A 12,706-nucleotide genomic window follows, 5' to 3' on the forward strand; every position below is an offset into this window, starting at 1 on the left:
GAGCTGAGCGGACGCCGACTCCACGCCTGTGGATCCCCGGGTTCGCGGCCTCGTCACGCGGTCCCCAGCGTCGTCCGGCAGTCCCGCAGGAGCAGTTCGTCGTCGAGCACGTCGTGGCTGCCGTGACCGCCGGAGCGGGCCCGGTGCCGGCGAGGCGAGGCCAGTTCCGTGCGGACCAGGTCGTGGACGGGCGTGCCCGCGACGCCCATCCGGACGAGGCACGCGGCGATGGTGCCCCGGGTGTACGGGTTGTGCCGCCAGGCTTCACGGAACACCGGCAGGACAGGTTCCGGATCTCCGGCGATCTCCCACAGCGCGCAGGCGGCGGCCGTCCGCTCCCACACCCCGGCGGAGTCCGCCAGGTGCCGCAGTCCGGCGAGCGCGGGCGCGGCCGTCGCCCCCATACGGCCCAGGACCTCGGCCGCCGCCCGTCGGCTTCCCTGGTCACCCTCCGGGGCCAGCGCCCCGAGCAGCACCGGAAGGACGGCCTCCGCGTCCCCCTCCACGGACCGGAGCGCGTCGGCGGCCGCCACGGCGTTCTCGCCCGTCAGCAGTTCCCGCAGCGCCGGCACGGCCTCACGCGCCCGCGGACCGAACGCGCCGAGCGTCCTGGCCAGCGCCTTCACCAGGGCTTCCCGGAGCCGCAGTTCGCGCGGTGTGCCGTGCAGCAGCCGCAGCACTTCCGGTACGGCAGCGGCGTACCGCAGGGTGCCGAGACCGCGGAGCAGCGGCACGGCGCGGTCGTAGGTGTCCGGGGAGTCGAGCGGGACCTCGGCCAGCCGCTCGCGCAGCAGCGGAGCCAGGGGCGCCGCGGCCGGGCCCAGATATCCGATCGCGTCACCGGTCTCGTTCGGCACGACCGGGTGCCGCAGCACCTCGGCGAGGGCCGGTACCGCCCGCGCGTCCCCGCAGCGGGCGAGGGCCTTCAAGGGCCGGTACAGCGTCGCCGTGCCTCGCCTCCGGGAGTCCGTGCCGGACTCCACGAGGGCAGCGAGCCGGTCGGCCGCCGGAGCCGCCAGAGTGAACAGGAACTCCAGGACGGACACCGCGGCGCAGCGCAACCGCTCCTCGTCCGAGCCGAGTTGCTCACCGATCAGCGCGACCGGCTCCTCGTACGCGGCCCGCCAGTCACGGAACAGCCCCGCCGACATCCACACGGCATTGCACCGGTCGGCCGTGTTCCGGCTGCTCAACTGTCCCTTGAGCAGGGCGATCCGGTCCGTGGTGCGGGCGCCCAGAGCCTTGTGGAGTGTCCGCAGGAGCTGAGCGCCCTCCTCGTCCGCGGGGCGCATACGGCGCAGACTGCCGATGAGGGTGTCGGTCGACGTCCGGACGGGCTCCGTGGACGGCCGGATCCGCTGTGACCTGGTGTGGAGCAGTGTGACGACCGTGGGTACGAGGTCGGCGGGCAGTCGGTCGGGGGCGCACGAGGCGAGCTGTCCGAGCGCCGCGAGCCGCAGTCCCGGGTCGTGCGGCGCGTCGCACAGCGACACCAGGCAGTCCACCGCGGGGGCCGTCGAACCGCCGTGCAGCCGGGCGAGGAGCCCCAGGCTCTCGACCAGCGCCAGCCGGACACCGCCCTCCTGCTCGTCCCGCAGCCGCTCGCTCAACAGGGCCAGGACGTGCGGCGGTTCGTCGTGGAAGCGTACGAGTGCCGACGGCGCGGCTCGGCGCACCTCCGGGTCCGCGTCCGTGACGAGGCCGAGGAAGACCGCGGCACCCGTCCGGACCGCCGCGCGCGCCATCGCGTAGTTGTCGTCCCCGGGGTCCTCCGCGCCCTGTCCGCCTCCGGCCCCGTCCTCGCCGTCGCCGAAGCCGTCCCCGAGGGTCTCCCCGTCGTCCGATCCCCCGATGCTGGCGAGCAGCTCCACGATTCCGCCCCGGTCGGGAAGTCCGGGGTGTCCGGCGAGCGCGAAGAGGAAGGGTATGGACGCGAGCGTCGAGTCGTACACATCGCCCTGGTGGTGCACGGCTCCGTACATCCCGTCGAGCGCGGTCTCCCGGTCCTGGGGGAGCGGCGAGGCGAGTCCCCGCAGCAGCTCCGGCACGTCCGCGGCGCTTCCGTAGGCATGCTCCATCGAGGCCCAGTCGACCTCGTCGATCCCCCTGAACACGGTGTCCTCCCCAGGCGTACGGCCATTGATCGTGAGTGTGCACCACGGCACTGACAGTGACGCCCGGGAGCCGTCCCGTCGATGGCGTCGGTCCGGCCAACTACGGAGCGAACGGCCGTTTTCCGACGGTCGGCCGCAGCGACGCCGCCGACGGGAGGACCCGGCCGGGGGGAGGGAACAGCCGTGGCACAGCGCGGCCGGGCACCCTCCTGGGTGCCCGGCGTGCGTGTCGACGGAACGCGGTGGCCGCTCGCGCCGATCGCCTAGTCGCGCGGTGCGGACGACGTGGGACGACCGGAGCGGGCCGAGGATGCCGCCAGGGGTGGTTCGGGGGGCCGTCGGTCCGGGTGCGCCGGTCGTCGGGAGGCGAACCGGGGCATGGCCGGCGGGGCGAGGAAGCCCTCCGCTCGGGCCGCGGCGATGCCGATACGGGGAAGGTCGGCGCTCTTCTCGAACAGGAGGTAGCGAGGCTCCCAGACCGGCCGGTACTTGGCGTTGGCCCGGTAGAGCGATTCGAGCTGCCACCAGCGCGAGAGGAACGTCAGCACCGAACACCACAGCCGCAGCACGGGTCCCGCGCCCAGCCGGGTACCGCGTTCGAAGACGGACCGGAACATCGCGAAGTTCAGGGAGATCCGCTCGACGCCGAACTCCTCGGCGCGCAGCAGCAGCTCGATCACCATGAACTCCATGAGCCCGTTCTCGGAGTTCCGGTCGCGGCGCATCAGGTCCAGTGAGAGCCCCCGCTCACCCCACGGCACGAAGCTCAGTACGGCCCGGGGCTCGCCTTCGCTGTCGTGGCACTCCAGCATCACGCACCGTCCGTCGGCGGGGTCTCCCAATCGGCCGAGCGCCATGGAGAAGCCGCGTTCGGTCGCTCCGTCGCGCCACTGGTCCGCCTTGTCGGTCACAGCGGCCATCTCGGCCTCGGGGATGTCCTCGTGCCGTCGTACGCGGACCGTGTAACCGGCACGCCGGATCCGCTTGTGCGCCTGTCGGACGCCCCGCATGGCGCGTCCCTCCAGGGTGAAGTCGGACCGGTCCACGATGGCTTCGTCGCCGAGTTCCAGGGCGTCCAGGCCGTGCCGGGCGTAGACGGTTCCGGCCTCCTCGCCGGCGCCCATCACGGCGGGTGTCCACGCGTGCCGCCGTGCCTCCCGCAGCCACGCCTCGATCGCGCCGGGCCAGGCCTCCGGGTCGCCGATGGGGTCGCCGGAGGCGAGGGTCACGCCGCCGCCGACGCCGTACGCGATGGCTGCCTTGCCGCTCGGGGACCAGATGACGGCCTTGTCGCGGCGCAGTGCGAAGTAGCCGAGCGAGTCGCGTTCCCCGTGCCGGGCCAGCAGGGCCCGCAGCCGGGTCTCGTCCTCCTCGCCGAGGAGTTCGAGACCGCGCGGCGAACGGAAGCACGCGTAGAGCACCAGCAGGAACGTGGCGGCCACCAAGGCGTTGACGAGGATGTCGACCCAGCGGGGGGCGACGACGCTGTCGAACCGGTCGGCGAGCGGGCCGACGCTGATGCCACGCAGCAGGGTGTACGCGATCCGGTCGCTCAGCGGTGTTCCCGTGACGCGGTTGGTGGCGCTGACGAGCAGGGTGCCGAGGGTGGCGCTGACGAGCAGACCGCCCGCGCCGACGGCCAGCGCGAGACGGGGATTCGAGCGGTCCCCGACGGCCTGGAACTCCTTGCGCCCCAGCAGGAGGGCGAGGACGAACAGGGCGGTGAGCAGGGCCGAGATCCAGTTGAAGACGTGCTGTCGGTAGCGCTCCTGGGTCAGCGCCACGGTGTAGAGCGCCAGGAGCGGTCCGGCGAGCAGCAGGTTGAAGATCCAGGCGGCTCGTTTGCGGCGCCGCATCACGAGCGCGAGAAACAGGGCGAGGGCCGCCGAGATCAGCCCGGCGGTGGCCAGATAGGGCGTGAAGAATTCGCCTCCGTTGTGTTCGTGCACCTCTTCGCGGAAGGGCAGCGAGATCACGGCGACGATGTTGAGGACGGCGAGCAGCCGCAGATACCAGACCGTGAACGCGGCGGCTCGTGGCCGGATTCCGTCCCCTGTTCGTGCGGACCTGGCCCCGCGGCGCGGGCTCGCGTTCCGCTGTTCCGGGATGAGCACTGACTGTTGTACGGACACCGTGGAGCATCACCTTGGGGAGAGGCCGGGAGAACCGGTGGGGACAGAGGCCGGAACACTACATCTTGTAGGGAAGAGAGAGGTTATGGCCAGTCAGAGACGGGGTGAAGAGGTAAGGAGGTGTTGAGAATGCGGGGAGGGGGTTCGCGTCGGGCCTGCCCGACGGACGTCGTTCGGCGCCGCCGGCGGGCGGAGTCCGGCCGTGGAATCGGAACGATGGACTCCGACCGTGGGCGCGGAACGGCACGGCGGGCCGCGGTTCGGTCTTGGCGACGGCCGAGCCGGTGTTGGCGGGGGAGTCGGTCTCGGCAGGGGAACCGGTCTTGGCAGGGAGAGCTGGTTCGGCAGAGGAGAGCTGGTGCCGGCGGGGGTGAGCTGGTGTGGGCAGGGGTGAGTCGGGTGTCTCCATGGCGCTCGTTCCCTCTCGGCGGCGCCCGTCGTGGATTCCTCAGCGGTGGTGCGAGACGCCCCGGTCGCCGCCGGAAGTTCCGAACGGTCCGCCCGGACGCGGCTTTCCGCCGTCGCGGAGCGGGCGGTCGCGCGTGGTCGCCCACCACAGGAGGTCACCGAGCGCCGCGCCCGCAGAGACCAGGGCCGTGATCACCCCGGCCATGGTCAGTCCGTCGCCGAGGTGCGGGCGGCCGTGCAGGGCGTGCGCGTCGAAGCCGCACAGGTGGTAGACGCCCAGCGCGGCGACCCCGAGGCTCGGTACGAGCAGTGCCAGCACGGACGCCGGTCCGCGTGCCGCGCGCCCGGTGTCGCGATCCTTCACGGGCTCCCCCTGCCGTACGACGCTCACCGCCGGGACCCTACAGTACGTAGGGTCCCGCTGTCCTGGCCGTGCTTCCACGGTGCTGCGGCGACTACCCCGGACGACGGCCGCCATGCGGGGCAGGGGTGCCCGGACCGCGTGATCCGGATCACGGGTGCGCCACCCGTCCCGCGCCCGCGGATTTCCGTACCCGTTCATGACGTCCCGGCCCCGGATGCGAGGATGAGGCCGTCATGACTGCCGGGTGGTGTACGCGCATGCTGCGGGCCGTGATGTTCGCGGCCGTCTGTGTGGTGCTCGCCGGCCTCGGTCACGTGATGATGTCCGGCTCTCCGGTGGCCTGGTGGGCGCTGGCGGGCGCGGGAACGGTTACGGCCGGAGCGGGTTGGTGCCTGGCCGGCCGTGAGCGAGGGCTTCCGTTCGTCGTGTCCGTCGTGGTGCTCGCCCAGGGTGTGCTCCACAGCGCGTTCTCGATGGCCCAGTCCCTCGCGTTCGCCGCGGACGCGGGTACGGGCCCGAGTGCCGGACCGGGTCAGTCCGGCAGGGGCGCCATGGGCGTCATGGACGGCATGTCGATGGACGCCATGGGCTCGATGGACATGAGCTCGATGGACGTCATGGGTATCGGGTCCATGGGCATGGGCTCCATGGGTTCCCTGACCATGGATTCCGGGACCATGGGTTCAGGGGCCATGGCGCATCTGTTCCCCTGGGGAGCCGACGCGGGCTCGCCCTCGTCGTTCGGCATGTTCGCCGCCCACCTGCTCGCCGCGTTGTTGTGCGGCCTCTGGCTCGCGCACGGTGAGCGCGCCGCGTTCCGCGTTCTGCGGGCGCTGGCCGGCCGACTGGCCGCGCCCCTGTGGCTGTTGCTCGCCCTTCCGGTGCCGCCGTACAGGCCGACGCTGCGGGTGCGCCGACGCTCTTCGGACCGCGCCCCGCGCCTTCTCCTTCTCGTTCACGCGATCACTTCCCGGGGTCCGCCCGTGGGGACCGCTGTCGCCTGAGACAGCCCGCTCCCCGAAGCGCCACCTGTGCGCTTCGGGCACCGGTCGTACCTCCTGTACGGCCGCACCCACCACCGGACCCATGGGCCTCACGCCCGTCCGGATCACGGATGACCCGAGAAGGACACCTGGTGATCACTCCTGCCCTGCCTGTTTCCCGCCCCGGACACGAGAGGCGGAACGAAGACGGCCGAGCGGTGTCGGCCGACGAGTCGGCGACCGCCTGGGCACTGGCCGCCCGCGCCGGTGACCCGGCCGCCGTCGAGCGCTTCGTCCGCGCGCTGCACCGCGATGTCGTGCGCTATGTCGCCCATCTGTCCGCCGATCCACAGGCCGCCGAGGACCTCGCCCAGGACACGTTCCTGCGGGCGCTGGGCAGTCTGCACCGGTTCGAGGGGCGCTCGTCGGCGCGGACCTGGCTGCTGTCCATCGCCCGCCGAGCGGTGATCGACAGCTTGCGGTACGCCGCCGTCCGGCCGCGTTCGACCGGCGCCGCGGACTGGCAGGCCGCGGTGGAACACGCGCAGCCGACCGGTCTGCCAGGCTTCGACGACGGCGTCGCCCTGCTCGAGCTCCTGGCCGCGCTTCCGGATGAGCGGCGTGAGGCGTTCGTCCTCACTCAGATGATGGGTCTGCCCTACGCGGACGCCGCCCTGGTCAGCGGCTGTCCTGTCGGAACGGTCCGCTCCCGCGTGGCACGTGCCCGCGCGACCCTGATCGCGCTGCTCGCCGAAGCGGAGGCGGAGGTGACGGCCGAGGTGACGGCCGACAGGGCCGCGCCGAGCGCCGCCTGACCGGGCGGGGGAGGGGTCCGGTCTTCGGTACGGGGGTGGCGCGGCACGTCGCCCACCCGGCGCCGGGCCCCGCTCCGTCATCTCCGCGCCGGACCCGCTCCGCCGTTTCCGCGCCGGCCCCTGCTCCGCCGTTTCCGCGCCGGACGGCGCCTACACGGACCGGTGGTACTGATCGGGCACGTGGACCTCGGCATCGAGTTCGCGTGCCGCGAGCCGGGCGAAGGACGGGTTGCGCAGCAACTCCCTTCCCAGCAGCACCGCGTCGGCCTCCCCGTTGGCGACGATCTTCTCGGCCTGCTCCACCCCGGTGATGAGACCGACGGCGGCGACGGCCAGCGGGGTCTCCCTCTTCACCCGTGCGGCGAACGGGACCTGGTAGCCGGGTCCGACGGGAATGCGCACGCCGGAGGCGTTCCCGCCCGTGGAGACGTCGAGCAGGTCCACGCCGTGCTCGTGCAGCTCGGCGGCGAAGCGGACGGTGTCGTCCACGCTCCAGCCCGCGTCCTCCAGCCAGTCGGTCGCGGAGACGCGGAAGAAGAGCGGCTTGTCCTGCGGCCAGACCTCCCGTACGGCGTCGACGACTTCGAGGGCGAACCGGGTGCGGTTCTCGTACGAGCCGCCGTACGCGTCGGTGCGGTGGTTGGAGTGAGGGGAGAGGAACTCGTTGATGAGGTAGCCGTGGGCGCCGTGGATCTCGACGATCTCGAAGCCGGCCGCCAGGGCGCGGCGTGCCGCGTCGGCGAACTGGCCCACGATCTCCCGGATTCCGCCGACCGTCAGCTCGTCGGGAACCGGGTGCCTCTCGTCGAACGCGAGCGCGCTCGGGGCGAGCGCCCGCCAGCCGTGGGCGTCCGGGCCGACGGGGGCGCCGCCCTTCCAGGGGCGGTCGGTCGAGGCCTTGCGGCCACCGTGGCCGAGCTGCACGGCCGGCACCGTTCCCTGCGCGGAGAGGAAGCGCGTGATGCGGCGGAAGGCCTCGACCTGGGTGTCGTTCCAGATGCCCAGGTCGTACGGGGAGATCCGGCCCTCGGGCGAGACGGCGGTCGCCTCGACGATGACCAGTCCCGTCCCTCCGGTGGCGCGGGCCGCGTAGTGGGCGAAGTGCCAGTCGTGCGGGGCGCCCGCCGAGGGGCCCTCGGGCGCGGCCGAGTACTGGCACATCGGGGGCATCCACACCCGGTTGGGGATGGTGACTTCGCGCAGGACGCAGGGCTCGAAGAGAGCGCTCACGACCGACTCCATTCGTGGCGGGACCGGTGTATGCCTCGTACGATAAGCCTCGTAGTACGGCGAGTGTCAAACTACGACGCCTCTCGTACAATGGCGGTGTCGGGTGAAGTCGCCGGACGATGCCGAAGGTGACGGGGCGAAGACCGAGGTCCCCGGACGAAGTGGAGCCGCCGTGACGACCGCCGCCACCGCCCCGAGTGGCCGTGATCTGCCCCATCCCGCGCGTGAGGAGATCCGGCTGGAGTCGGTGCTGCACGCGCTGTCCGACCCCATGCGGCTCCAGATCGTCCGTGAGCTCGCCGCCGAAGGCCGCGAACTCTCCTGCTCGGACTTCGTCCTGCCGGTCACCAAGTCCACGACGACGCACCACTTCCGGGTGCTCCGTGAGAGCGGGGTCGTCCGTCAGGTCTACCGCGGGACGGCGAAGCTCAACGGCCTGCGGGCGGACGATCTCGACGCACTCTTCCCCGGACTCCTCGGCCGTGTCCTGGAGGCCGCCGCACGGCAGGCCGCGCGCCCGGCGCCGTGACGCCTCACGGAGCCCTCTTCCGGTGCCTCGCGGCGCTGCTTCCGAGGCCTCCGGGCTCCGGGCAAAAGAAAAGGCAAGGGGGAAAGTCATCCCTTGCCACTCTCAACTTATAGCGCACCGGGGGGCTTGCGGCAAGGCCCCGGTGGTCCCGCAGAATCGCTGGCCGAAGCCAGAACCTGCGGAAAGTTGACATGAGCCCTCTGACCACCAGCGCGTTCCGCCTTCCCGGCCGGCTCTCCGCCAAGGCGGACCCGGCACTGATCGCCGGAGACGAGCGGCACTTCGCGGCCGTCGCGGAGAGCCTCGAACGTGCGATCGGTGAACTGTCCGACCGCCTCGACGCCGAGCGCAGGGCGCCCGGCGGCCTCGGCCGCGAGGCGATGGAACGAGACCTGGAGATCCATCGGCTGACCGGCCGGCTCCGCGCGCTGCGCCGCTTCGGACTCGACCTGTGCCTTGGACACATCGTCGCCGCGGACGGCTCCGGACCCGTGTACATCGGACGTCTCGGCCTCACCGACAGCGAGGGCCGCCGGCTGCTCACCGACTGGCGTTCTCCCGCCGCCGAGCCGTTCTTCGCCGCGACCCACGCCCATCCGATGGGTCTGGCGAGCCGCCGCAGGTACCGCTGGACCGGCGGCCGGATCAGTGACTACTGGGACGAGGTGTTCACCGCCGACGGGCTGGAGCGGCACGCCGCGCTCGACGACCAGTCCGCCTTCATCGCCGGCCTCGGCGGCAGCCGGTCGGCGCGGATGAGGGACGTGCTCGCCACCATCCAGGCCGACCAGGACGCCGTCATCCGCGCGGGATCACGCGGCGCTCTCGTCGTCGACGGCGGTCCGGGCACGGGCAAGACGGTCGTCGCACTGCACCGTTCCGCCTACCTCCTCTACTCCGACCCCCGGCTCGGCCACCGACGCGGCGGCGTGCTGTTCGTCGGTCCGCACCAGCCCTATCTGGCCTACGTCGCCGACGTCCTGCCCAGCCTCGGCGAAGAGGGCGTACAGACCTGCACCCTGCGCGACCTCGTCGCCGAGGGGCCCGGAGCGACGGTCGAGCCCGACCCGGACGTGGCCCTCCTGAAGTCGTCCGCGGACATGGTGAAGGCGATCGAGACGGCCGTCAGGTTCTACGAGGAGCCGCCTTCCCGGGAGATGACGGTCACGACCCCGTGGGCCGACGTCCGGCTGAGCGCCGACGACTGGGCCGAGGCGTTCGAGGCGGCGGAACCGGGCACTCCGCACAACGAGGCGCGCGACCAGGTCCGGGAGGCGCTGCTCGCGATCCTGACGGACAAGCACGACGACGACGTCCCGCCCGAACTGCTGCGCAGATCGCTGCTGCACGACCAGGAACTCGTCGGCACCCTCGACCGCGCGTGGCCGCTGCTCGACGCGGCCGACCTCGTCGCGGACCTGTGGTCCGTACCCGCCTACCTGCGGTTGTGCGCCCCGTGGCTCGGCCCCGACGACGTCCGCAGACTCCAGCGCCCGGACGCCCAGGCGTGGACGGTGTCCGACCTGCCCATCCTGGACGCGGCACGGCAGCGGCTCGGCGACCCGGAGACGTCCCTGCGAAGGCGCCGCCACGAGGCCTCCGTGGCCGCGGAACGCGAGCGCATGTCAGGCGTCATCGACAACGTGCTCGCTGCCGACGACGACGGCGAGGGCGCGGTCACGATGCTGCGCGGACAGGACCTGCGGGACAGTCTGATCGACGGGGGCGGACTGCCCGTCGCCGAACCGGACCTGCTCGCCGGGCCGTTCGCGCACATCGTCGTCGACGAGGCCCAGGAACTGACCGACGCGGAATGGCAGATGCTGCTCCTGCGCTGTCCTTCCCGGAGTTTCACAATCGTCGGTGACCGCGCCCAGGCCAGGCACGGTTTCGCCGAGTCCTGGCAGGAACGGCTCGGGCGGGTCGGACTCGACCGGATCGACGTGGCCTCGCTGACCATCAACTACCGGACGCCGGAAGAGGTCATGGCGGAGGCCGAGTCCGTCATCCGGGCCGCGCTGCCGGACGCCAACGTGCCCACCTCCGTGCGCAGTTCCGGCATCCCCGTGGTCCACGGCTCCGCCGCGGACCTGGAGCCGGTGCTCGACACCTGGCTGCTCGAACATGCTGAGGGGATCGCCTGCGTCATCGGCGATCCCACGTTCCGGGCGACCTCCCGGATCCGTTCGCTGACACCGGAGTTGTCGAAGGGGCTCGAATTCGATCTGGTCGTCCTCGTCGACCCGGAGAAGTTCGGAACGGGCGTGGAAGGCACGGTCGACCGCTATGTCGCGATGACCCGGGCGACGCAGCGACTCGTCATCCTCACGGGTACCTGACGTCGGCGGACACGGTGCCGGCGGGCTCGGGCCGGCGTGGGGTGTGGCTGCGGCCGTGCCCCGCGGTTCCCGCCCGCCTCCGGGACGCGTCACGCCCCGCGACGGCGGTCAGGACCCGGCCGTTCGTGCCGGCGTGAAGACGCGTGCGTCCGCGGTCGTGAGGAGTTGCCGTCCGTGCGGCCGTCGGGAGCCGTACACGCTGCTGTCGGGAGTCGGCCGCACGGCGAGCCGCCGGGAGTCGTTCGCCCGTGCCGCGTCAGAACCCGGCCGTTCGTGCCGCCGTCCAGAGTGCGTCCCAGTCGGGGAGCTTGACCACCTCGCGGCCCAGCCGTGCTCCCAGCTCCGCCTCGGCTCGCTCGATCGCCTGCCATCCGGCCCATTCGACCGGCCGTATCCCCTCGGCCCGCAGCGCCGCGAGCGGATCATCGGCGGCCTGTCGCCTCACGAGGTCGGGGGCGTCCTCCAGCAGGGAGGTCACCGTCTCCTTCGCGCACGGGCGATTGGTCCCGATGACACCGGTCGGGCCCCGCTTGATCCAGCCCGCCACGTACTCGCCCGGCGAGACGACGCCGTCCCGCAGGACCCGTCCCGCCCGCTGGGGGACCGTGCCGCGGTCGGCGTCGAACGGCAGTCCGTCCAGCGGCACCCCGCGATAGCCCACCGAACGCAGCACCAACTGGGCCTCGATCTCCTCGAACCGGCCGGTTCCCCTCACCCCGCCCGCCCCGTCCGGCACCGTCCGCTCGAAACGCACCGCGCCCACCCGGCCGCCGTCGGCGAGGAGTTCGACGGGCCGCAGGAAGAACCGCGGGCGGATGAGACGCGGCCGGCCCTGCGGCGCTGCCGCCGCCCAGCCCCGGAGGACCTCCACGTTGCGGCGCTGCGCAGCGGGCAGCCCCGACGGATCGAGGTAGGCCGGATCGAGCGCCAGCTCCGCCTCGTCCACGCTGATGTCTGCCTCAGGCAGGCCGCCGAGTTCGCGCAGTTCCTTCGTGGTGAAGCGGGCCTGCGACGGTCCGCGCCGCCCGACCATGCTGATCTCGGTGACCTCGCTGACGGCCAGTGCGCCGAGCGCCGCCTGCGGTATGTCGGTGGGGCTCAGCTCGGGCGCGGTGCGGGCGAGGATCCGGGTCACGTCGACGGCGACGTTCCCGACACCGATGACGACGGCCGAGCGCGCGCCGGCCACGAAAGCGTCCGCCGCGGCGTCGGGGTGCGCGCTGTACCAGGAGACGAACTCGGTCGCCGACCAGCTGCCGGGCAGATCCTCGCCGGGCACGCCGAGATGCCGGTCGGTGGAGGCGCCGACGCAGTACACGACCGCGTGGTACAGCTCCCGCAGCCGTGCCACCGGCACTCCGCCGGGTCCCACCTCGACGCCGCCGAGGAAGCGCACCCGCCCGTCCTCCAGGACGGTCCGCAGGTTGTTCTGGAGCGACTTGATCTTCTCGTGGTCGGGTGCCACGCCGTAGCGCACCAGCCCGTACGGGCAGGGCAACCGGTCCAGGACATCGACGCGGACGTCGGGAGGTCCGCTCCGCTGGACAAGACCCTGTGCGCTGTAGACCCCGCTGGGCCCCGAACCGACGACGGCGACACGCAGCACTGCGGAACTCCTCACCCGAGGGATCAGGAAGATCGCTGACAGGACATCGCTGGTGCTTCCAGGATCGCACCACCCGGTGCTCCGCTGACAGGGTGCGGAGCGTGCCGGTCGCGCGCGTGTCCGTTCGTAGGGAATGTGATGATGCGGTTACGTTCCGTTTGTGCCAGACGCATCGTTCCTCAATCT

At 72.2% G+C, this 12,706-nt stretch carries 9 protein-coding genes; 4 read left to right on the forward strand and 5 right to left on the reverse strand.

The window, feature by feature from the left end; all coding sequences use genetic code 11:
- Positions 1-53 precede the first annotated feature (53 nt).
- The 3 genes from OG780_RS35835 to OG780_RS35845 all read right to left on the reverse strand — a co-directional run bounded on the left by OG780_RS35835 (position 54) and on the right by OG780_RS35845 (position 5,045).
- Positions 54-2,114 (reverse strand): HEAT repeat domain-containing protein, encoded by a 2,061-nt coding sequence (locus tag OG780_RS35835; protein ID WP_328455220.1) that lies wholly within the window; start codon positions 2,112-2,114, stop codon positions 54-56.
- Between the two features lie 263 nt (positions 2,115-2,377).
- Positions 2,378-4,246 carry a phosphatidylglycerol lysyltransferase domain-containing protein gene (locus OG780_RS35840; RefSeq protein ID WP_443062251.1) on the reverse strand — a complete coding sequence of 623 codons (1,869 nt, stop codon included), beginning with the start codon at positions 4,244-4,246 and terminating at the stop codon, positions 2,378-2,380.
- 448 nt (positions 4,247-4,694) lie between these two features.
- Positions 4,695-5,045: a hypothetical protein gene (locus tag OG780_RS35845; protein WP_328455222.1), complete on the reverse strand. Its 351-nt coding sequence runs from the start codon at positions 5,043-5,045 to the stop codon at positions 4,695-4,697.
- A 206-nt stretch (positions 5,046-5,251) separates the two neighbouring features.
- On the opposite strand from OG780_RS35845, the gene OG780_RS35850 reads away from it, so the two are divergent.
- Together OG780_RS35850 and OG780_RS35855 are read left to right on the forward strand one after the other, a co-directional pair.
- Positions 5,252-6,022 (forward strand): hypothetical protein, encoded by a 771-nt coding sequence (locus tag OG780_RS35850; protein WP_328455224.1) that lies wholly within the window; start codon positions 5,252-5,254, stop codon positions 6,020-6,022.
- A gap of 131 nt (positions 6,023-6,153) precedes the next feature.
- Positions 6,154-6,816: a sigma-70 family RNA polymerase sigma factor gene (locus OG780_RS35855; protein WP_328455226.1), complete on the forward strand. Its 663-nt coding sequence runs from the start codon at positions 6,154-6,156 to the stop codon at positions 6,814-6,816.
- 150 nt (positions 6,817-6,966) lie between these two features.
- Here the strand turns inward: OG780_RS35855 and OG780_RS35860 are convergent, their stop codons facing one another.
- Positions 6,967-8,046, reverse strand: a complete 1,080-nt coding sequence (locus OG780_RS35860; RefSeq protein ID WP_328455228.1) for an NADH:flavin oxidoreductase/NADH oxidase — start codon at positions 8,044-8,046, stop codon at positions 6,967-6,969.
- A gap of 172 nt (positions 8,047-8,218) precedes the next feature.
- Here OG780_RS35860 and OG780_RS35865 point away from each other — a divergent pair, with 172 nt between their 5' ends.
- Together OG780_RS35865 and helR are read left to right on the forward strand one after the other, a co-directional pair.
- Positions 8,219-8,575 carry an ArsR/SmtB family transcription factor gene (locus tag OG780_RS35865; protein ID WP_328455230.1) on the forward strand — a complete coding sequence of 119 codons (357 nt, stop codon included), beginning with the start codon at positions 8,219-8,221 and terminating at the stop codon, positions 8,573-8,575.
- Between the two features lie 191 nt (positions 8,576-8,766).
- The gene (gene helR, locus OG780_RS35870; protein WP_328455232.1) at positions 8,767-10,914 is read left to right on the forward strand and encodes an RNA polymerase recycling motor ATPase HelR; all 2,148 of its coding nucleotides are present in this window, start codon (positions 8,767-8,769) and stop codon (positions 10,912-10,914) included.
- A gap of 256 nt (positions 10,915-11,170) precedes the next feature.
- Here helR and OG780_RS35875 read toward each other — a convergent pair whose 3' ends face one another.
- Positions 11,171-12,520: an FAD-dependent oxidoreductase gene (locus OG780_RS35875; protein WP_328455234.1), complete on the reverse strand. Its 1,350-nt coding sequence runs from the start codon at positions 12,518-12,520 to the stop codon at positions 11,171-11,173.
- Positions 12,521-12,706 lie beyond the last annotated feature (186 nt).

This window comes from Streptomyces sp. NBC_00386 (assembly GCF_036063235.1).
Classification (GTDB): domain Bacteria; phylum Actinomycetota; class Actinomycetes; order Streptomycetales; family Streptomycetaceae; genus Streptomyces.

Bases quoted from the DNA above. Each gene is read 5' to 3' on its own strand.
- helR (WP_328455232.1), top strand. From the start codon at position 8,767: ATGAGCCCTCTGACCACCAGCGCGTTCCGCCTTCCCGGCCGGCTCTCC.
- OG780_RS35850 (WP_328455224.1), top strand. From the start codon at position 5,252: ATGACTGCCGGGTGGTGTACGCGCATGCTGCGGGCCGTGATGTTCGCG.